General features: G+C 47.4%; 17 protein-coding genes. 8 read left to right on the top strand and 9 right to left on the bottom strand.

All coding sequences use genetic code 11. The features are described from left to right. Positions 1 to 68: 68 nt before the first annotated feature. Positions 69 to 1838 (bottom strand): aspartate--tRNA ligase, encoded by a 1770-nt coding sequence (gene aspS, locus HMPREF0663_RS08875; protein WP_004370117.1) that lies wholly within the window; start codon positions 1836 to 1838, stop codon positions 69 to 71. A gap of 357 nt (positions 1839 to 2195) precedes the next feature. Between aspS and HMPREF0663_RS08870 the strand changes: the two genes are divergently transcribed. From HMPREF0663_RS08870 to HMPREF0663_RS08860, 3 genes are all read left to right on the top strand, one after another. Further along, the gene (locus HMPREF0663_RS08870) at positions 2196 to 2591 is read left to right on the top strand and encodes a DUF1573 domain-containing protein (protein ID WP_004370116.1); all 396 of its coding nucleotides are present in this window, start codon (positions 2196 to 2198) and stop codon (positions 2589 to 2591) included. Between the two features lie 330 nt (positions 2592 to 2921). Next, the gene (locus HMPREF0663_RS08865; protein WP_004370115.1) at positions 2922 to 3722 is read left to right on the top strand and encodes an EFR1 family ferrodoxin; all 801 of its coding nucleotides are present in this window, start codon (positions 2922 to 2924) and stop codon (positions 3720 to 3722) included. Between the two features lie 96 nt (positions 3723 to 3818). Continuing rightward, positions 3819 to 5600, top strand: a complete 1782-nt coding sequence (locus tag HMPREF0663_RS08860; RefSeq protein WP_004370114.1) for a M6 family metalloprotease domain-containing protein — start codon at positions 3819 to 3821, stop codon at positions 5598 to 5600. Positions 5601 to 5801: 201 nt separating this feature from the next. Here the strand turns inward: HMPREF0663_RS08860 and HMPREF0663_RS08855 are convergent, their stop codons facing one another. Together HMPREF0663_RS08855 and HMPREF0663_RS08850 are read right to left on the bottom strand one after the other, a co-directional pair. Further along, positions 5802 to 6476: a YggS family pyridoxal phosphate-dependent enzyme gene (locus HMPREF0663_RS08855; protein ID WP_004370113.1), complete on the bottom strand. Its 675-nt coding sequence runs from the start codon at positions 6474 to 6476 to the stop codon at positions 5802 to 5804. Between the two features lies 1 nt (position 6477). Next, positions 6478 to 6999 (bottom strand): DUF4494 domain-containing protein, encoded by a 522-nt coding sequence (locus HMPREF0663_RS08850; RefSeq protein WP_004370112.1) that lies wholly within the window; start codon positions 6997 to 6999, stop codon positions 6478 to 6480. Between the two features lie 112 nt (positions 7000 to 7111). On the opposite strand from HMPREF0663_RS08850, the gene HMPREF0663_RS08845 reads away from it, so the two are divergent. The 4 genes from HMPREF0663_RS08845 to HMPREF0663_RS08830 all read left to right on the top strand — a co-directional run bounded on the left by HMPREF0663_RS08845 (position 7112) and on the right by HMPREF0663_RS08830 (position 13636). Further along, entirely contained in the window at positions 7112 to 8317 is a 1206-nt protein-coding gene (locus HMPREF0663_RS08845) for a pyridoxal phosphate-dependent aminotransferase (protein WP_004370111.1), read from the top strand. A 44-nt stretch (positions 8318 to 8361) separates the two neighbouring features. Continuing rightward, positions 8362 to 9609, top strand: a complete 1248-nt coding sequence (locus HMPREF0663_RS08840; protein WP_004370110.1) for an ABC transporter permease — start codon at positions 8362 to 8364, stop codon at positions 9607 to 9609. Positions 9610 to 10240: 631 nt separating this feature from the next. Continuing rightward, a complete protein-coding gene (locus tag HMPREF0663_RS08835) occupies positions 10241 to 11914 on the top strand; it encodes an AMP-binding protein (protein ID WP_004370109.1) in 1674 nt (557 codons plus the stop codon). Between the two features lie 48 nt (positions 11915 to 11962). Beyond that, positions 11963 to 13636, top strand: a complete 1674-nt coding sequence (locus HMPREF0663_RS08830; protein WP_004370108.1) for an AMP-binding protein — start codon at positions 11963 to 11965, stop codon at positions 13634 to 13636. Positions 13637 to 13729: 93 nt separating this feature from the next. Here HMPREF0663_RS08830 and HMPREF0663_RS08825 read toward each other — a convergent pair whose 3' ends face one another. The 4 genes from HMPREF0663_RS08825 to HMPREF0663_RS08810 all read right to left on the bottom strand — a co-directional run bounded on the left by HMPREF0663_RS08825 (position 13730) and on the right by HMPREF0663_RS08810 (position 17680). Beyond that, positions 13730 to 14326 (bottom strand): Crp/Fnr family transcriptional regulator, encoded by a 597-nt coding sequence (locus HMPREF0663_RS08825; RefSeq protein ID WP_004370107.1) that lies wholly within the window; start codon positions 14324 to 14326, stop codon positions 13730 to 13732. Positions 14327 to 14375: 49 nt separating this feature from the next. Then, positions 14376 to 16157 carry a translation elongation factor 4 gene (gene lepA / locus HMPREF0663_RS08820; protein ID WP_004370106.1) on the bottom strand — a complete coding sequence of 594 codons (1782 nt, stop codon included), beginning with the start codon at positions 16155 to 16157 and terminating at the stop codon, positions 14376 to 14378. Positions 16158 to 16534: 377 nt separating this feature from the next. After that, positions 16535 to 17383: a DNA adenine methylase gene (locus tag HMPREF0663_RS08815; protein WP_036875446.1), complete on the bottom strand. Its 849-nt coding sequence runs from the start codon at positions 17381 to 17383 to the stop codon at positions 16535 to 16537. Positions 17384 to 17434: 51 nt separating this feature from the next. Then, entirely contained in the window at positions 17435 to 17680 is a 246-nt protein-coding gene (locus tag HMPREF0663_RS08810) for a hypothetical protein (protein WP_016665198.1), read from the bottom strand. Between the two features lie 240 nt (positions 17681 to 17920). Between HMPREF0663_RS08810 and HMPREF0663_RS08805 the strand changes: the two genes are divergently transcribed. Then, positions 17921 to 18547, top strand: coding sequence for a hypothetical protein (locus HMPREF0663_RS08805; protein WP_004370102.1), 627 nt, complete (start codon positions 17921 to 17923; stop codon positions 18545 to 18547). Between the two features lie 30 nt (positions 18548 to 18577). On the opposite strand, the gene HMPREF0663_RS08800 is transcribed toward HMPREF0663_RS08805, so the two are convergent. Together HMPREF0663_RS08800 and HMPREF0663_RS08795 are read right to left on the bottom strand one after the other, a co-directional pair. Then, a complete protein-coding gene (locus HMPREF0663_RS08800) occupies positions 18578 to 20956 on the bottom strand; it encodes a carbohydrate binding domain-containing protein (protein WP_004370101.1) in 2379 nt (792 codons plus the stop codon). A 76-nt stretch (positions 20957 to 21032) separates the two neighbouring features. After that, positions 21033 to 22190, bottom strand: a complete 1158-nt coding sequence (locus tag HMPREF0663_RS08795; protein ID WP_004369760.1) for a hypothetical protein — start codon at positions 22188 to 22190, stop codon at positions 21033 to 21035. Positions 22191 to 22246 lie beyond the last annotated feature (56 nt).

Genomic DNA, 22246 nt, shown 5'->3' with positions numbered 1-22246 from the left:
TATATTTTTTCTTAATAATCTAATATTTATTATAAAATGTAACCATCGCAGAAGCAACAAAAAAGATTTCAAGCTTTTTCTTGATGTAGGTCAACCTTTATCTGCAATTCGTCGAGTTGCTTATCGTCGATTTCGGAAGGTGCATCAAGCATCACATCGCGCCCGCTGTTATTCTTCGGAAAAGCGATACAGTCGCGAATGCTATCAAGTCCGGCCATGATCGCTACAAAGCGATCCAGCCCGAATGCAAGTCCTGCATGAGGCGGCGCACCATACTTGAAAGCATTGATAAGGAAGCCGAATTGCGCCATTGCCCGTTCGGGTGTGAAGCCTAATATCTTAAACATCTTTTCCTGAAGTTTACCATCGTGGATACGCAAACTACCGCCTCCCACTTCTATTCCGTTGCAAACAAAGTCGTAGGCCTTAGCCCTAACCCGCTCGGGATGTTCTTCCAACAACGGTATATCGTCGGGATTAGGCATCGTAAAGGGGTGATGAGTAGCCATCAAACGCTGTTCTTCATCGCTCCACTCGAAGAGCGGGAAGTCTACAATCCACAGACATTCGAATTTGTTCTTATCTCTAAGCCTGAGACGTTCTCCCATTTCCAAGCGCAGAGCGCAAAGTTGCGTACGTACTTTATTAGCATTGTCGCCACAGAGTATCAGCACAAGATCGCCATCCTTAGCACCTGTTTTCTCTTTCAAGCTCTCCAGCACCGCTGGAGTATAAAACTTATCGATGCTTCCCTTTACTGTACCATCGGTATTATATTTAACAAACACCAGTCCTTGGGCACCTATCTGCGGACGTTTTACAAAATCGGTCAGTTCATTAAGCTGTTTACGACTGTAATCGGCACCCCCGGGCACACAAATTCCGCCGATATATTCGGCATTGTTGAACACGCTAAACTCGCCGGAACCTTTGAGTATATCCATCATTTCGACAAATTCCATCCCGAAACGTATGTCCGGTTTATCGCTTCCGAAACGTTTCATGGCATCATACCATGTCATTTGCTGCAGTTTATCGGGCAAATTCACGCCACGTATCTCCTTAAAGAGGTGACGGGCCATATCTTCAAAGAGACTGATCACGTCTTCTTGGTCTACAAAACTCATCTCGCAGTCTATCTGAGTGAACTCCGGTTGACGGTCGGCACGCAGGTCTTCATCGCGAAAACACTTGGCAATCTGGAAATAGCGATCAAATCCGGCAACCATCAACAATTGTTTCAGCGTTTGCGGACTCTGCGGCAAAGCATAGAATTGGCCGGGGTTCATGCGCGAAGGTACCACAAAGTCGCGCGCTCCTTCGGGCGTACTTCCGATCAAGACTGGCGTTTCAACTTCGATAAACCGATGTGAGTCGAGGAAATTACGTATCAAAATCGTCATACGGTGGCGCAGTTCAAGGTTCTTACGAACGGCAGGGCGTCGCAAATCCAAGTAACGGTATTTCATACGGAGATCGTCTCCGCCGTCGGTATCATCTTCTATTTTAAACGGTGGAGTGGCACTCTCGCTCAACACAACGAATTCTGTAACGAGTATTTCTACGTCGCCCGTCTCCATTTTAGCATTCTTACTCTGCCGTTCACTTACAGTTCCACGAACCTGAATACAATATTCTCGCCCCAATTTATTGGCATTGTCGCAAAGCTCTCTGTTATCTGCTTCGTTGAAAACAAGTTGGGTTATCCCATATCGGTCGCGCAAATCGACGAACGTCATGCCGCCCATTTTCCTCGTACGCTGTACCCATCCCGCCAATGTAACTTGCTTTCCGGCATCAGAGAGGCGCAACTCTCCACATGTGTTTGTTCTGTACATAATCAGTGTTTTGTAAAACAAGGCCCCGACCGCGATACATTTATCACGACCACCACACCTTAATATATATTATAAAATTACCGCAAAGGTACATTAAATCGGGCGAAGTGCAAAATATATCAGTATTTTTTTAAGCCTCAAACAAAGCGACTTCAAAACACAGAACCATAATAAAACCCACCCGAACAGCAACCCCGTTTACCGTTTACGATAGCAGCAAAGCCATTGGTTCAACTCCCCAACAGCCTTAACCGCCTCAGCTCCTTCCGCAACAAATGTTTAATATTTCTTAATAATAAGCCATTCTCATGAATTATTCCTTATCTTTGCACCGTCTTATACTAAACAGAACTGATTATGAAAAAGATTCTTATAATGACAATGATGCTCTTGTTTGTGGTCAACATAGCAAGTGCACAGCAGAAATCTTCCGAAATTAAGTTCGATAAAACATCGCACGATTTCGGTACTTTTAGCGAAGATAATTCCGTACAGAAGTGTACTTTCACCTTTACCAATGTAGGAAACGCACCGTTGATCATCAATCAAGCGGTGGCATCATGCGGATGTGCGGTGCCTTCTTATACCAAAACGCCGATCGCTCCCGGGCAGAAAGGCGAGATAAAGGTTACATATTCGGGTGCCGGAAAGTTCCCCGGGCACTTTAAAAAGACCATCACGGTGCGCACAAACGGCGTTCCAGAAATGACACGCCTTTACATCGAGGGCGATATGACCGAGAGCAAGAAATAACATGCCTTAGGCATAAAGATACAAAAGCGGGCAATCTTCGTTGTAGATTGCCCGCTTTTTCATTGCCGTATCGCAGCTATAAAGCAGAAATCTCTTACCTCTGCTACCGACAGGCATACCCTCTAAGACAGACACATATAGTTTCTATGGCAGATACTTCTACCGTTTGATCACAACAGACCATACATCTGTTTCCGCCGGCCCTACCCTCAGAAATAACGCTCCATATTTTGTAATCTCCTTATTTTAATGTAACTTTGCCCCTCAACAGGCAACATTCGAGCAATCGAAACCGCTTTTGTTGCTTACGAGTTATACGAAATCGGGCAAATGATATTTTATTTTTCGGGAACAGGAAACACGCGTTGGGCAGCTGAAAGTCTTGCCCATGCCACATGCGAGCAGGCGATATTCATCCCCGATGCCCTTACGGGCGACTGTCATTACATGCTTAATGCAGACGAACGCATAGGCTTCTGCTTTCCGGTGCACGGTTGGCGCCCGCCGAACATAGTACGCAAGTTCATCAGCCGGCTCACATTTTCCGCATGCAAGGCTGGCGATGCCGTGACAAACCACTACTGTTATGCGCTTATCACGGCAGGCGACACCATCGGGAAGACGGCTGAAATCTTCGAAAACGACCTGAACGAACGTGGTATATCGACTTCTGCCGTGTGTACGCTTATCATGCCGGAATCGTATGTAGGCCTCCCAACGATGGATGTAGACACACCCGAGAAAGAAATACAGAAGAAAGAAGCGGCACGCCTGCAGTTGGCAGACTTCACAGAAGCCGTACAAGAGCGGCGCAAGGGCTACTACCATTTGGTCAAGGGCCCCGTTCCGGCATTCTTCAGCGGCCCTGTAGGCGGGTTCTTTATCCGTCATATCATCAGCGACAAGCCTTTCCGTGTAGAGAGCAGCCGCTGTGTAAAGTGCGGTATTTGTGCAGATGTATGTCCTGTGCACGATATCAAAGGCGGATTGGGCTACGAACCGCAGTGGCTGCACAACGGTTCTTGCCTGTCTTGTTTCGCCTGCTACCACCACTGCCCACACCATGCCATCGAGTACGGCGGGCGTACCAAGCGCAAAGGGCAGTACTTTTTCGGAAGAAAGAAGCGATAAATCGAAGGCCTACACGCTCTCCCATCCCACAAAAGAAACGATGTATAAGACAGCATTTACAGTACATTAATATATTAAAACAGACAAAATTCGAATATGAAGAAACTATTACTCATGCTCTGTATGGTGCTCACGGCATCGGCAATAAGGGCAGGCAAAGCAGATACCCGCCCCGTAATCGTTACACAAACCGACAGCTCGAAGCTCACGGTACTGGGGTTCGGCGACGAACACCATAGCTGGTACACCACTACCGACGGCGTTATACTTGCCCATGTGGGCTATTCTTATTACGTTGCAAATATCGACAATGCAGGCAACATCACCCCTTCATCGCAGTTGGCCCACGAGGCCGCCGAACGTTCTGCCGCCGAACAAGCTCTCGTAAAGGCACAAAATCGCGAGGCATTCTTCTCGCCTGTAGCCACAAGAGCCCACAACTCGCGCATGCGCAGGATAAACATAGACAACAATTCCATACCTTATTTTCCCCATACGGGCAGCCCCAAAGCGCCCGTTCTGTTGGTTCAATTCGCCGATGTAAAGTTCTCTTCCGCCGATCCGAAGCGTTCTTTCAACGATTACATGAACGCTGAAGGCCCGCTGACCGACTATGATATGGCCGAAAGCCGGAACTATGGCAGCGTCAGGCAGTACTTCAACGACATGAGTAAAGGTGCTTTTACACCGCAATTCGATGTAATCGGCCCAATTACGGTAAGCAAAAAGTCGGCCTACTACGGCGCAGGAGAAAAGGAAGGCGGAACCCGTATCCACGAAATGATCAACGAAGCGTGTACACAGGCGCAAGCTCTGACCGATTTAAGTCAATACGATGCCAACCACGATGGGCTGATAGATGCAGTGTACATTATTTATGCAGGCTACAGCGAGAGCATGGGTGGCAACTCTGCAGACGACATCTGGCCCAAGGCGGGCTATATTCCAAGCAACGTACAAAAGACTTTCGGCACGGTTAAAGCCGTGCGCTATGCCATCAGTAGCGAGCTTAACTACAATCCGAGCTACACTTTTAAAGAAGCACCTTATAAGCGTATCTGCGGCGTCGGGTTGTTCTGTCACGAGTTTTCGCATACTCTCGGACTGCCGGATACCTACTCTGGCTTATACGAAGACAACCAAGAAATGGAATACTGGGACCTGATGGATAACGGAGAATATACCGACATCGGCTATACCCCTACTCCCTACACGCCTTGGGAGAAGGAAACGATGGGATGGACCAAGATAGATACACTTACAGAAGCGGCAAAGGTGACGCTTAACGAGGGCGACTATCGCAAGATTGTAAGCGACGTGTCGAAAGAATATCTTATTGTCGAGAACTTTCAGAAGACGGGATGGGCAAAGAAAATGCGCGGTCATGGCATGCTGGTTTACCGTATCGACTACCCTTACGATAAGGTTAACATGAGCGATTTCCCCAACTCAAAAAAGGGAAAGCCCGCCATTACGGTGGTTCCGGCCGACGGATTGCTCATGTCTTCCTATAAAGTACATAGCAATAATGCTCCTCCTACCACTCTTCAACCCTACAGTCGAGAAGAATATTTAAAGAGTCTCGAAGGCGATCCTTACCCGGGCACCTCGAACGTAACCGAGATATTGAGCGTTCAACTGAACGGAAGTAAGCTGGAAAAGCCTATGTATTACATCAACGAAACGACAAATGGCGTAATTACTTTCAACTTCTTGAAGAAAGACATACCGGCAGGAATAGCACCGATCGTAAAAGAGAATGGCGATACAACGGATAACCGTGTGTTCACCATCGACGGTCGGTTTGTGGGAACCACCACAAACGGTCTGCCTAAAGGTATCTACATCATTAACAAGAAGAAAGTTATAATAAGATAAGGTGCCGTCGGCAACGGCGCCATCCCCGATAAACAAGTAAAGCCACCGGCCGTCCCGACAAGGGTAACCGGTGGCTTTACCTTTTATATATGCCTCTTTCATCCACTAATAGAAGTAACGTCTGCTACGGATAGATATGTCATCTATCGTCGATAAGCATGCCGTCTACAGCAGACACATGCCCCGCCCATCTGCCGCAGACTAATAAACCCGCGGGCCGAAGATGCCCGTTCCCACGCGTACCATAGTACTTCCGTGCTTTACGGCTATACGGTAATCGTGGCTCATACCCCAGCTGCGTTCGCAAAAGGCATCGTCGTCGGCAAAGAAACGTTGCTTAACTTCGCGGAACAGGTCTGCCGCCTCGTCGAACTCTTTGGCGATCTGTGCCTCATCATCCACATTAGAAGCCATCATCATCAGCCCGCATATCTGCACATTATGCAGCTCGCGCCACGCTCCGCCAGCCAACATATCCAAGCAATCTTGCCGAGAAAAACCGTATTTAGTTTCCTCCTCGGCGATATGGAGCTCGAGCATAACGCGGATAACACGCCCGCATCGGGCAGCTTGTTTATCGATCTCGCGTAAGAGTTTAAGGCTGTCGACCGCATCAATCATCGAGATGTACGGCACAATATGCTTCACCTTGTTGGTTTGCAGATGGCCGATAAAATGCCATTCTATATCCTTCGGTAGCGTTGCCGCTTTCTTGGAGAGTTCTTGTTCGTGGCTCTCGCCGAACACGCGCTGCCCCTCTGCGTAGGCCGCTTCTATGTATTCGTCGGGATGGAACTTGCTTACAGCCACCAACCTTACACCTTCCGGCAGACCGGCAAGTACCTCGTGCAGGAGTTTTGCCACATCTATATCCATGCTACTCGCCCTCCTTGTTTTCTTTTTCCGGTTCGTCTTGCATGTATTCCGGCTTGTCGTCAACCGGCTGATTGGCCTTGGCGTGATGCTCGAATACGTCCATAATCTGCGTTTCGGCTACCGAAGCGATCACATAATCTATCATCGTACCGCCCATAACCTCGTCGATATGCTTCACTGCACCGTTCAAAGTACCGGCCTGCACAAGGTAAGTAACGGAAGAATGTTTCTCCTTTTCGGTCTTTTCATCAATGGTAATGAACTGCAATTTAGCCTTATACCAACGGTCATCCGATGCTCCATCGCTGAAAAAAATCTCGCCGTAAGCCGCCTTCTTGATATCTGTAACGACGAATTCTCCGCTGATGTACGACGACATTTCATCGATAATCATGTTTTCGGCCTCGGTAAAACTCAAGGAATCTACTACATATAACTCGGTTACTTTTTTCTGTAAACCGTCTTCCATCGTCTTTTCATAACGTATCTTTGTCTCAAACCACGTTGCTGTTCTTGTTCTCATTGTCTGTTATGTTTTAAATTATAGCTGCAAAAGTAATAAAAACATGGCAGACAGAAGTATAAAATAAAAAAAATGAGTACCTTTGCCACGCTAATAAAATAGATAAAAAAACATGCCCGAAATATCTGTCCGCGGCCTTGAGATGCCCGAATCACCGATCCGAAAGCTGGCACCTCTCGCGGCTGCAGCAAAGAAACGTGGTGTGAAGGTCTACCACCTGAACATCGGACAGCCCGATCTTCCTACGCCCAAAGTGGGCCTCGATGCGCTGAAAACCATCGACCGAACGATATTGGAGTATTCTCCCAGCCAAGGTTATCTGTCGTATCGTCAGAAACTTATAGGCTATTATAATAAGTTCAACATAGATGTTACCGCCGATGATATTATTGTCACGTCGGGCGGGAGCGAGGCTGTACTCTTCGCATTCATGTCGTGTCTTAACCCCGGAGATGAGATCATCGTGCCCGAACCGGCCTATGCAAACTACATGGCTTTCGCTATATCGGCAGGAGCCACTATACGTACCATCGCTACAACTATCGATGAAGGCTTTTCGCTGCCCAAGGTAGAGAAGTTCGAAGAGCTGATCAACGAGCACACGCGTGCCATCATGATCTGCAATCCCAACAATCCGACGGGCTATCTTTATACACGTAGGGAGATGAACCAGATACGCGACCTCGTGAAGAAGTACGACCTATACCTGTTTTCCGACGAGGTTTACCGCGAATACATCTACACCGGATCGCCTTACATCAGCGCTATGCATCTGAAAGGCATAGAGAATAACGTTATATTGATAGACTCCGTATCGAAGCGATACAGTGAATGCGGCATCCGTATAGGTGCGCTGATCACCAAGAACGAGCAGGTTCGACAGGCCGTAATGAAGTTCTGTCAGGCACGTCTTTCCCCGCCCTTGATCGGGCAGATCGTGGCCGAAGCGTCGTTAGATGCACCGGAAGAATACTACAGAGATGTGTACGATGAGTACGTGGAGCGTCGTAAATGCCTGATAGATGGCCTTAACCGCATCTCGGGAGTATACTCTCCCATCCCTATGGGGGCATTCTATACGGTTGCGAAGTTACCTGTAGACGACTCAGAGAGGTTTTGCAGGTGGTGTTTAGAGACTTTTAACTACAATAACGAAACCGTAATGCTGGCTCCGGCAGCCGGTTTTTATACCACACCGGGGGCAGGTATCAACCAAGTGCGCATAGCCTATGTGCTTAAAAAGGCAGACCTTGAGCAAGCACTTGTAGTGTTGGAGAAAGCTCTTGAGGCCTATCCCGGGCGCAAAAACGATATTTAATCCCGCCTGCACCTGTGACGTAAAAAGACTATCCCAAGATTAAAATGAACCTACCTTTATTCATTGCACGACGTATTTACTCCGACAACGGCGACAAACGCAAGGTGTCGAAACCGGTAATCCGCATCGCTACGGCCGGTGTTGCCATCGGATTGGCGGTGATGATCGTATCTGTATGCGTGGTATTCGGCTTTAAACATGCCATACGCGATAAGGTAGTGGGCTTCGGAAGCCATATTCAAGTGGCCGATTTTATGACGCTGCAGAGCTCGGAGATGTTTCCTATCGAGATGAGCGACTCGATGTTGAACGTATTGAGACACATACAAGGCGTGCAACACGTGCAGCGCTTCGCCATGAAACAGGGCATATTAAAGACCGACAGCGACTTTCTCGGGGTGATGTTCAAAGGTGTCGACGAGGATTTCGACACCACTTTCATCCATCAGAACCTTGTAGAAGGCAGCATCCCCCGCTTTTCCGGCAAGGTTTCTCATAACAAAATCCTCATTTCCGAGGCAATGGCAAACAAGTTAGACCTTAGGTGCGGGCAGCGTATATTTGCTTATTTCATCGACAATAACGGCGTACGCATGCGACGTTTTACCATTTCGGGCATCTACAGAACCAATCTTTCTCAATACGACAAGGTGATGTGTTTCACCGACTTGTACACTGTAGTGAAGCTAAACGGCTGGGAAGCAGACCAAGCCACGGGGGCCGAGCTCACCGTTCGCGACTTCGATCAGGTGAACACGACCGAAGATATACTGATAAACAAGGTGAACCGCACCATCGACAAATACGGAGAAACCTACTCTTCGAAGACTATACGCGATATAAACCCACAAATTTTCTCGTGGTTAGACCTGCTCGATCTCAACGTTTGGATTATTCTGGCGCTGATGATTGCCGTGGCCGGCGTTACCATGATATCGGGATTGCTCATCATCATCCTCGAACGAACCACGATGATCGGCATACTTAAGGCGCTCGGAGCGCGAAATGCCACCATCAGACGCACGTTCCTTTGGTTCGCAGTGTTCATCATAGGGCGCGGACTGCTTATAGGCAACATCGTCGGAATAGGCCTCGTGGCCCTGCAACATTATACGGGATTGGTGAAACTCGATGCCACTACTTACTACGTAAGCACCGTTCCGGTGGAACTGAACGTACCTCTGCTCCTGCTGCTCAACATTGCTACACTCGTTATCAGCGTTGTCGTGCTCATTGCTCCGAGCTATCTAATCTCGCATATCCATCCGGCTAAGTCGATGAGATATGAGTGATAGAAAAATAAAAAGGTAAAGGTGTAAAAGGGTAAAAGAGGATGAAACTGAAGAGAAGAAAGCACCCGATGAGAACACCGGCATAATCCGTCTTCTACAGAAGCACTTTCTATCGGCCATAACCTTATATTCTATCGAGCTTAATCCTACGTTCTATCAGCCATATACCTATGCTTTATCGGGGTTACCCTCATCGCCTGTCGCATCTTCATTTTATATGTTTTAAGGTAAAAAATATCTCTTTACGCTAAAGAGACGGCCTCTTTATGGTAAGGAGATGGTCTCTTTATGGTAAGGAGACGGTCTCTTTACGCTAAGAAGATGGCCTCTTTATGGTAAGGAGACGGTCTCTTTATGGTAAGGAGATGGTCTCTTTACGCTAAGGAGATGGCCTCTTTACGCTAAGGAGACGGCCTTTTTACACGTATACTCCTTTACCCTTTCATCTCTATACCTGCCGATTTGCCCTTTTACTCCTTTACTTTTTTACCCTTTTACCTTTATCCCTCCACCCTTATCCAAACCACATGAAAACTCAAAAATATATTTAATTACCCAAAAATACTGCACAATATTTTTTGAATTGTGCAAATAAGATAGTACCTTTGCACACAAATTTGGATATTGTGCAATGGAAACGATACTAAGCTTCAACACATATATTGAACAAAGCATCATCAACAACTGGGACAACGATGCCCTTACAGACTACAAAGGAGTAACTCTTCAGTACCACGATGTGGCAAGAAAGATTGAAAAGCTGCACATACTATTTGAAAACAGTGGCGTGAAAAAGGGCGATAAAATAGCAGTATGCGGGCGAAACAGCAGTAATCTGGGCGTTACGTTCCTTGCTATTCTCACCTACGGAGCCGTGGTCGTTCCCATTCAGAACGAATTTACACCCGATCAAGTTTATAACATTGTCAACCATAGCGACTCCCGTCTGTTGTTCGTAGGCGATGTAGTTGCCACCACTATCGATGCCGAACAGATGCCTTCGCTCGAAGGTGTGGTCTACATACCCGATTTTTCCGTAATCGTTTCGCGCAGCGAGAAACTCACTTATGCCCGCGAACATTTGAACGAAATCTTCGGACGTAAGTTCCCTAAATATTTTAGAAAGGAACACGTACATTATTATATAGACGAACAACCCGAAGAGATAGCAATGATAAACTATACAAGTGGCACCACCGGATTCTCTAAAGGTGTAATGATTCCCTATCGTGCGTTGTGGGGAAACATAGACTTTACCATACAAGACATAGGTTCGAAGCTGCAACAGGGCAGCAAAATGCTGAGCATACTCCCTATGGCTCACATGTACGGACTGATGGTTGAGTTCTTCTTCGGCTTCTGTTCAGGCTATCATATTTACTTCCTAACCCGCCTTCCAAGCCCGACTTTTATCGCTGAAGCGCTTGCCGAAGTGAAACCGGCCATAGTTGTATCAGTGCCTTTGGTGGTGGAGAAGATCGTCAGGAAACTCGTTTTTCCCACAATACAGACCAATAAAGTGCGCTTATTGATGAACATGCCCGTCATTAGCAAGAAGGTGAAAGAGAAGATATGCGAACGGGTACGCAATATATTCGGTGGAAATATGTACGAAGTAATCGTGGGCGGAGCCGGTCTCAATCCCGAAGTAGAAGGCTTTCTTTGTAGTATCGGCTTTCCCATTACTATGGGCTACGGCACCACAGAGACGGCTCCGATGATCACATACAGCGATACATCCGACTTCCAAGCAGGCTCTTGCGGTACTCCTGTACGCCATATGGACGTGAAGATATTAAGTGATGATCCGGAAAATATACCGGGCGAAATCGTTACGCGCGGCATCAACGTGATGAAGGGTTACTACAAAAATGAGGAAGCTACAAGTGCCGTACTCGACAGCGACGGCTGGTATCACACCGGCGACCTTGCTACAATGAGCGCAGACGGACATGTCTTCATCCGTGGACGTATCAAAAACATGCTTTTGGGCTCTAACGGACAGAATGTATATCCCGAGGAAATCGAAAACAGACTTAACTCCATGGCCATGGTAAACGAAAGTCTAATCGTACAAGATGGCGATAAACTGGTGGGACTTGTACATCCTGACATGGACGAAGCTCAATCTATGGGCTTTACAAATAAAGACTTAGAAGACATTATGGAACAAAACAGACTGGAACTTAATGCCTTATTGCCTCCTTTCTGTAAGCTCTCGGCTATCGAACTGCGCGAAGAAGAGTTCGAAAAGACACCCAAAAAGAGCATCAAACGCTACCTGTACCAGAACATTTACAAGTAAACGCATTACATAAAATAGACAAGAACAACTAATTTACGGACAAACATTATGGAGAAAATTCCAAGTTTTAACGCGCTAATCGAAAAGAGTATCGTGGATAACTGGGAACTCGACGCCCTTACAGACTACAAGGGAGCCACCCTACAATACCACGATGTGGCACGTAAAATAGAGAAATTGCACATCATGTTCGAGAATAGTGGCGTGCAAAAAGGGGATAAGATTGCCCTTTGCGGGCGCAACTGTTCGGCATGGGCGTGCGCTTTTCTTGCCACGCTTACCTATGGTGCCGTGGCCGTACCCATACTACACGAGTTTACGGCAGAACAAATACACAACATAGTAAACCATAGCGAGGCTAAAATATTATTCGTCGGCGACGTAGTGGCTACCACTATAGATCCGATAAAGATGCCGAATTTGGAAGGTATCATATACATTCCCGACTACTCTTTGGTCGTTTCACGCACAGATAAGCTCACTTTTGCACGCGAACACCTTAATGAAATGTTCGGTAAGAAGTACCCCAAATACTTTCGGAAAGAACATGTAAAGTATTATCATGATGAAGATCCCGACGAAATGGCACTGCTCAATTACACCAGTGGCACTACTGGATTTTCGAAAGGAGTAATGATTCCCTACCGTGCCATGTGGAGCAATGCCGACTTTGCACGCAGCGTATTGGCGCCAAAGATCAAGAAAGGCGATAACATCATCAGCATCTTGCCCATGGCTCACATGTATGGAATGGCATTCGAGTTTATATTTGAGTTTATTTCAGGGTGCCACATCTATTATCTTACACGTATTCCAAGTCCGGCAATCATAGCACAAGCCTTCGCTGAAATAAAGCCCTCGGTCATCATTGCGGTGCCTCTGATTATCGAAAAGATTATAAAGAAGAAGGTTCTGCCCAAAATACAAAACCATAAGATGCGCTTGCTGCTCAACATGCCGGTTATCAACAAGAAGGTTAACGAGAAAATCTGCGAGCAGGTGGTCAGTGCTTTCGGCGGCAAATTCTATGAAGTTATCATCGGCGGAGCGGCATTCAATAAGGAGATAGAGGCATTTCTATATAAGATAAACTTCCCTTTCACAGTGGGATACGGCACTACCGAGTGCGCTCCGATCATTGCCTATTCCGATTACACCACATTTGTACCGGGCAGTTGTGGCCGTGCTGCGCTTCATATGAAGGTAGAAATCGACAGTAATGATCCCGAAAATGTGCCGGGAGAAATCCTTGTAAAGGGCCCAAACGTTATGCTTGGCTACTATAAAAACCCCGAAGCAACCGCCGAAACCATAGATAAAGAAGGCTGGTACCATACGGGTGATCTCGGTACGATGGACAGAAACGGCAATATTTTCATAAAAGGACGCTCGAAAAACATGTTGCTCAGCGCTAACGGCCAGAACATCTACCCCGAAGAGATAGAAGATAAACTGAACTCGATGCCCATGGTTAGCGAGAGCGTAGTAGTACAAAACGGCGATAAGCTCGTAGGTCTTGTGTACCCAGATTACGAAGAAGCGCAGACTATAGGCCTCTCCAACGAAGATTTAGAGAAACTTATGGAGCAGAACAGAATGGAACTTAACGAGCAAATGCCGGCCTACAGCAAGATTTCTGTCATCCGTTTACACGAAGAAGAGTTTGAAAAGACACCCAAAAAGAGCATCAAACGCTACCTCTATCAAAACCGAGAAAATTAGATGTAATACCGATAACGGCAGCTTATGCCGCCTCTCTGTGGTTAACGCCGAAGCCCCCGAAAGCTGATATTTTTCGGGGGCTTCGGTGTTTTATCAATCGATCAGCGTAGACGAACGCACACGACTCAGCGTTTCGGGCGTCATCTGAAGGTAGTTAGCTATATAGGTCAACGGCGCCCTCAATATTACCTGAGGCGCCAACTTGCACATTCTTTTATATCTGCTCTGTGCCGATTCGAACCTTATAAGGTCGGCATGTATCTGCGAGATAATAAGACTTTCTTCCAAAATCTTACGGTATAACATCTGTATATTGACATTATGCAGCGCTACACGTTCCAAGTCGGCCTTAGGAAGGGCATAGATAATCGAATTCTCCAGTGCTTCTACCTGCAGCCGAGTGGGCTCTTCCTTAAACAAACTCTCTATACACATGAAGATAGTATGGTCTTCACCGAGGTGTTCGGTTACTTCTTTTTCGTTTTTAAAGTAGAACTGACGTATCAATCCGCGGTCTATATAATAGATATTCCGGCATATTTCGCCCTCACGCAATATCATTTCACCCTTGGCAAACTTCAGGGGAATAAGCACTGCTTCCAAGGCATCGAGTTCTTCGTGCGTCATTGTACTGTACTTACGTGCCAGTTCTCTGGCAATATCGCGCGGTGTATTTACAAGTTCTTTCATACAAGGAACCTCCTTATTATAATAGTTAGATGTAATTTCTTCTTATCTATTAATCCAATTTAAGCACGGCAAGAAACGCTTTCTGCGGCACTTCAACGTTACCGATCTGCTTCATTCGCTTCTTTCCTTTCTTCTGTTTCTCAAGTAATTTGCGCTTTCTGCTTACATCACCTCCATAACATTTTGCCGTTACATCCTTGCGCACGCACTTCACTGTTTCGCGGGCAACGATCTTAGCTCCTATGGCCGCCTGAATGGCAATATCGAACTGTTGGCGCGGAATTAGGTCTTTGAGTTTCTCGCACATGCGACGCCCCAGCGCTACGGCATTATCCTGATGTGCCAAGGCCGACAGTGCGTCTACCGGTTCTCCATTGAGCAAGATATCTAATTTAGCCAACTTCGACGGACGAAACGAATCTATATGATAGTCGAACGAGGCATATCCTTTGGATATAGACTTCAGCTTATCGTAGAAGTCGATCACTATTTCGCCCAAAGGCAGCATGAAATGAAGCTCTACACGGTTGCCGCTCACGTATTCTTGGTTAATTAGTTCGCCGCGTTTATCCAAACATAGCTTCATTATGGGGCCGATATAGTTGGCATCGGTGATAATCGTAGCACGGATATACGGCTCTTCGATATGCTCGATCATGGTCTGATCGGGCAATCCCGAGGGATTGTGTACCTCTTTCACATTACCTTGTTTATCGTAAACCATGTACGATACGTTGGGTACGGTGGTTATCACGTCCATATTGAACTCACGGTCGAGACGCTCCTGCACGATCTCCATGTGAAGTAGACCGAGGAAACCGCAACGGAAACCGAACCCTAAAGCCACGGAAGACTCGGGAGAAAACGTTAACGAAGCGTCGTTTAGCTGCAATTTCTCCAACGAATTACGCAGATTTTCGTAGTCGTTAGGATCGATAGGATACACGCCTGCGAACACCATGGGCTTCACCTCTTGAAAGCCGGCAATAGCTCTATCGCACGGGCGATCGGTATGTGTAATCGTATCACCTACCTTCACCTCCTTGGCATCCTTAATTCCACTGATGATATACCCCACTTCTCCGGTAGACAGTTCCTTACGGGGTATCATGTCCATCTTTAAAACACCCACCTCATCGGCATCGTATTGCATGCCCGTATTAAAGAACTTCACCTTATCTCCCTTGCGGATAGTACCGTTTTCTATCTTGAAATAAGCAATTATACCACGGAAAGAATTGAACACGGAGTCGAAGATAAGCGCCTGAAGCGGTGCCTGTGCATCGCCTACAGGATGTGGTATGCGCTTGATCACTGCCTCCAGAATGTCGGCAACGCCTTCGCCTGTCTTGCCTGAAGCACGGATAATGTCGGATCGGTTGCAGCCTATAAGGTCTACGATTTCATCTTCTACCTCGTCTGGCATGGCCGAAGGCATGTCTATTTTATTAATAACAGGAATAATCTCAAGGTTGTGATCTATCGCCATATATAAGTTCGAGATGGTTTGTGCCTGCACTCCTTGCGTGGCATCCACTACAAGTAACGCTCCTTCACAGGCCGCTATGCTCCTCGAAACCTCATAAGAAAAGTCCACATGTCCCGGTGTATCGATCAAATTGAGTATATATTTCTGCCCTTCAAGTTCGTATTCCATCTGTATGGCGTGGCTCTTGATCGTGATACCTCGTTCACGTTCCAGTTCCATATCGTCGAGCATCTGCCCTTCGGTCACCTTTATAGTGTCGGTATATTCCAGCAATCGGTCGGCAATAGTCGACTTCCCGTGGTCTATATGGGCAATGATACAGAAATTTCTTATATTTTTCATACGAATAATATGCTTTAAGTCGCAAAGTTACAAAAAAGGTGTTGAAAAATCAAGCGAATGGAGCAGAATATCTGTAAGAGCCAACCGTGAGCTATAGGTGCTATACGCATCGGTAATAGCCTCTACACCTGCCTATGCCGAAGGAAACAGGTGTGGATGAAAAATGTATAAGAACTTATACAAACAATGTTTATGTAAATCCGGCAAAACGAAACGTACCGCTTTTGCAAAACGAAATGTGCTTTTTTAGGATAAAACGAAACGTAACAAAAATAAGAAACACGCAGCACAACAAAAATATATAGAAAATACCCCCAAGACTATTTTCTTATATTTGAACGGTATTAAAACGATGCTCTAAAACATTCGAACACATCTCAAGCAGTATTACTACTACGAACATTTGTATACAACATTATATCCGTATAGGTAGCATTATAGTTCATATGGGCATTAACTTCTACTTTCGTACACTTTTTAAACGGATTATCCATATTCTTGTTTCGTCCTATCCAATCACACAGCTCCAAGATGGAAGATTTGTTGGATGTGAAATACACGAATGAGTGTCCGGTAAGGACCTCCAGCACATCTAAATAATCAGACAACCGCCAATACATTTTATAAGTTCCCACATCTGTACTCAGATAAGGAGGATCGACGAGGAACACCACATCGGGGCGGTCTTTATATTGATTAAACAGTTGCTTATAGTCTACCGAGGTAATCGTAAGTCCCTCCAGATAGTCGTCACATATCGGATAGTCGGTTGTCCTCACATTATTGTATAAAGTCTCTTTCCTCATATCATTAATACTCAGCTGATACTTCATTGAGAACATAACCGATGAAGATACTGTAATAAAATCCAGATATCCATAACGTTCCTGATGCCGTAGCAGACTCTCGAATATATAATTGCGTGTCTCTCCGGCGATAGCTTTGTGCCGTGGCACATTACGGACTATCTCACGAATTTCTGCAAGTAGCTCGTTCGTCTGCGGGATATGTTCTAAGCGCAATCTGTACCCATCAAAATCGTTATACACTACCTTCGAGTTCGGTTTCTGCCATTTGGCTATATGCGACAGCAATCCGCTACCGCCGAACAAATCCACAAATGTAGTTCCGTCGGGAAACTGTTCCAACACTTTCTTAAACTTCTTGGCAAACATCCGCTTTTGTCCGACGAATGGAAGCGGTGCCGAATTATATAGTTTTCTCATAACAGGTACAAAGATCATAAATTATTTCTGATACCAAGACCGTTTTACCGGTCATCGCACTGAAAATAACTTGCAGTCGCTTTCAAAGCGCTTAATCAGCCCATACACCTTCCGTTCGCTTACGGAATACCTATCCGCGAGCACGGCTACGACATATGACACTTTTTCACCCTCGGCGATCATTTTCCTGTAGTCTGTGTACAGATTGATGTACTCCGTATCTTTCAGCATTATCCCCGCCGTCCGGAGCCTTTTCAGCAATTCTCTGTTAAATTTTAATATCTCGATTACTTTCATCCGATTTATTTTTATAATTTTGTAACGCCAATCACTTATTGCAAAATAGAACTCGCAATGCGAAAAGGCATAGGTCCCTGATCGTGCGCTGCGAGCGTTTTGTTGATAAGTGATTGGCGTTACTTTTAATAGATCGGGGGCTTTTTCTGCTGCCCCTATGATATTTTTATCATTTTCTTTGCATTTTTTATCTGTATTTATTATATTTGCAATCAATTAAAAATCAAATCCTTATTACTTATGAAAAAGATATTTTTACTTTTGTTCGTTGCGGCGGTGGCATTCATCGCCTGTTCGAAAGATGACAATTCATCTACTTATGATGCTCTGCGTCCTGTACCCATCCGCGCCGCTGCCGGCTCGCGTGCTTATGTTCATGGCAACCTGCTCTCCGGCAAGGATGTGGTAAAACAGACTTGGGGCATGCGGGGAGTTTATCCTGACGGTACAGCTATGCAAGGCCCTAAAAGTTTTACTGCCGAAATGCGCGACACCGTTAACCCTGCGCTTAAGCTGCTCATGAAAGACGTTATCTTTACAGTTTACAAGGAGGAGAAGCCGCGCTTGGAGACTTTTTTCCTGACACTCCGCGATGTCGTATTCGAGCGTGATATCTATATAGAGAACGGTGATACCACTTTCTGCGGATATGCCAAAGATTACAGTGGGCCATTGATTAACCCCACTACATGCGATACTATTGCCTATGTGCCCAATGCGCAGCTCGAAGCTGCCGAGAAGCTCGTGCGTGCAGCCTATGAAAGGGGAGAGTACGACCGGTGCTATCAAATACTCGAAAAGGCCTACACCTTTATCCCCATCACCGGCGCCCAGTGGCGCAAACTCAAAGCCGAAAACAAAAACTAAATACAGGCCCGTCCATTCCGGCGGGCTTTTTTATTTGTTGCGCCCGATAATCATAAAGTCTAAACCAACATTGGTTACATCGCCACCACTATCGTTGACCACGCGGAAATCGCAATAGGTTGCCGTCTTCTTTCGCACAACAGCCATACATCCGTATGGCGACGTATCATCATTGGGGTTGACGATGGCCACGTAATTGGCACCGCAAGGAAGAGTTTTGTTAAAAGTCAATCTAATGACTTGTAAACCGTTGGATGAAGCATATTGTAAACTCGTTCTCTCTGCAAACTCTCCCCATTGATTACTTAACGAGCCTTGCCTGCTCACCGTACCTGCGAGCAATATCCCGGGAATGTTCATTGCACCGAAGGCACAGAGCTTTCCGTCCCTGATGTATGCCGCCTGCGCGGCGCTCTGCACGGAGGCGATGCCGTTGTGCGCGAGGTGCAGCGCCTGCATGCCGCTTTTGTAAGATACATGCATGTTGACGTTAGAAAGCACGATATTCCGGTAACCGACGAACCGCCCGCCATCCGGCTCCATCACAAGCCGCCATCTCCCTGCCGGCAGGATAACGGTAACCGACACCTCCGCCTGCTCGGTGATATAGCTTCCCGAGGCAATATCGGAGTTCTGTGCCTGCCCATTGAACACAACTACGCTGCCGCCTCCGTAATACCGCAGGTAATACTCTGCCGAATACGTGACGTCCGTCATGATTTTAAGTACACAGGCTACATTCTGCGCAATGCCGTAACCGAGGTCGCTGTTTATAATACTTGTCATCCGCAGCGTGCCTGTCAGCGTTACGGCACAGTGATCGTGATACGTCTCGAAAAAGCCACCGATTTTTCTGCCGTCCCAATTTTCTGCCTCCTGCATGGTTATATTCGGCAGCGCCCAGTCTCTGTCGCTGTCGGCCGTTTTGAGCAGCGAGGCATCTTCCGGCAGCTCGTCGGGCGTGATGTTGATACGCGGCTTACTATCTTTATCGATGATACTCACGCGACCGTCGGAAGCGATGCCGAGGTGCCCGAACTTGGCCGAGCCGTCGAAGCCGATGTGCGACATACTCGTCTCGTCTGTTTTACCAAAGTTCTTTACGCCGGCTGCCAAGGCGTACATCTTCTGCTGCAGCCCGTTAAGGTACGAAGTCACGTTGCCATCGCCGTCTTTGGCGGCGATAAGTCCCGCCATTACGAGCCCTCCGTCGATCACCGTCTCCATACTTTTGAGTATCTCCATCAGATACTGTGCCGCCGAGAGGTTGGGATTTACTTTCCCATCTTCGCCAAACAGAGGTACCTCCGACGCATTGCCGTTTTTAAACACCGTCTTTCCGTTGAGTTCTATGCGCTCCTTATTGACGTTTACACCGGCACCTTGCATGGCCTTTATATCGTCGTTCGGGGATAGTGTCCACCCCGTATACTTGTCTCCCTCCTCGAGCATCGGGCGAGCGATGTACGCCTTGCCCCTCCTCACTACCCAGATAAGTATTTCTATATAGCTCACATCGTTTGCTATGGTAAACGTTTTTTCTAAGTGCTTCCAACTATACGACGGGCTTACATAATAGGCGAACGGGCGGAATTCGGCAGCGTTTTCACCATTACTTTTATAAGCCTTTGCTTCGTAACCTAATATGTCGGGCTCACGTCCTGCTTCTATTTTTTCGGCGAACGAAAACGTATATGTCTTTCCGGCAACGACAGGTATATTTCTAAAAGCCACGCCGCTGAACGCCTCTTTTGTTTCATCGATATCTACAACTACGGAATTGGTACCCTTGTATCTTTCGGTCTCGCTGACATGGCAAGGGTAATCCACGTTGTTCTGCGTAAAGTCTTTATCAAATCTAAATGCCGTGCCTGTAAGCAGGTTGCGCGGTGCCGATGCCTCCTTTACCGACAGGTCTATCTCTCCTTGCCTGACAGCCAACCGAGCGATACTCTCCTTGTGGGATGTTACCTTTTTATCGAGCGTGTCCACTTCGGCAACAATTTCCTTGCTGGATTTTTCCAACTTAGCAACCGCCCGATGGATGTTAATCTCTACGTTCAGCCGTCCTTTGAGAAACTTTCCATTTACTATGGCGACGATATCGACATAGCCGCTGCCAAAAGAATAATTTGTTTCCGGATCTACGGATATGCCCGTTATCTTTACGGTGTTATTCGTTACGAGCGCCGCACAGTGTACCTGCAGTGTTTTTAAGACCGCCGGTGTCAACACCGTAGTGCCCTGTACCACCTGCACGAGACACGCGGCATTCGTAAAATCTTTTACGATGCCGTCCGTGTCCGTATCGAGTAAGAGCCTGTCGGGGACGAGCTGCAAGGTCATGCCCGCCTCGCCGTCTTTCGGCGCCCGCCGGATAACAACCCTGCTTTTAGCCTGCACTTTCATTTTTCAATTATCATTAATCGTTTTACTCTAATCTCTAATCTCTAATCCCTAATCCCTAATCTCTAATCCCTGATCCCTAATCGAACTCCGCCTGTGCCTCGAATGCCGTCAGCTGCCCTGCAAGCAGGTGCGCAGGCTTTATGGTTACAGTACGGTTTGCCTTTGCCGACTTGCCGGCAGCAAAGCTCTGCGATATTTCTCCGGCCGCTGCCGCCGTGCCGACCGTCCATCCGGGGAAGTCGCCTGCCGGAGGGGCAAACGTCGCATCTTTCGCACCGGCTTCAGTGCAGCGCCAGAACCGGATGGTCTTGCCTGTATAGAAAGCGTCGGCGACCTCCTTGCCGCCCTGCCACAGAGAGAAAATCATCGGCAGGCCGGCGCTGCCGTTGCTCATGGCATCGCCCTGCGGCAAATCCATGTTGAGTTCGAAGGGATCGGTGGCATCGAGCACGCTTACCACCGCCTGCGCCGTCTTGCCGAACGTGGAGCTCGACGCGTCGGTATCTTTCACTGTCAGGCGTATCGTGGCCACGTTCAGTACGGCCTTCGAGCTCACCGTGAGCGTCTGGGTATTCACCCCGCCGAACAGGTTGCCCGCGGGCAGCCCGCTGCCGGCCGGCGCCGTGGCTGCGACGATGGGATAAAAGTTGCCGTTCGCACCGGTAATCTCCCACCGGTATTCGACGTTCGTCGTATCGTCGGTCGCCCCGCGCAGCATGCGTCCCTTGAAAGCAAGGTTCTTCACCTCGTTATTGGTTGTCTGAAAAATGAGCGACGGCGCGTCGATAGCTGCCATGATTACCGTGCCGGCATTCTCTACCTGCTGCAGGGTGATGCTCGCGCTGACGGTGGTTTCCAGTCCGCTGTCGGCGGCACGGTAGACGTACTCGCAGCGGATGAGCGTCGTAGGTACAGAGGGGTTGGCCGACAGCTTCAGGCGGTACTGCCCGCTCGTTTCGACGGTGTAGCCGTTCTGTCCCGATGTGATTTTCGCCCCGTTGGCATACCAGCTGCACGTGCCTTTCACTTGGTTCGTTCCGCCACCGCCGCTCACGGTGAGTACCGGTGCGATAAACAGCGGCGTGGACGGCTGCGAAAAATCGGGATTGAAAGCCTTGGGGTCCTTGGAGACCACCTGCGTTGTCGACCGGTCAGGATTCAGCACGAAATTCAACGTGCGCCCGTCGACGATGCGCTTGAATACCACTCTGTTTTTAGCTCTTACTTCTGCCATAATGATTTTTTTGATTTGAATGTTATTTTATTGCTGTTTTATTATTGTTCGAATGC

Origin of the sequence: Hoylesella oralis ATCC 33269 (assembly GCF_000185145.2) — a bacterium.
Lineage (GTDB): Bacteria > Bacteroidota > Bacteroidia > Bacteroidales > Bacteroidaceae > Prevotella > Prevotella phocaeensis.
Note: the sequence above shows the minus strand (reverse complement) of the source record. Positions and strands in the feature narration are given on the sequence as shown.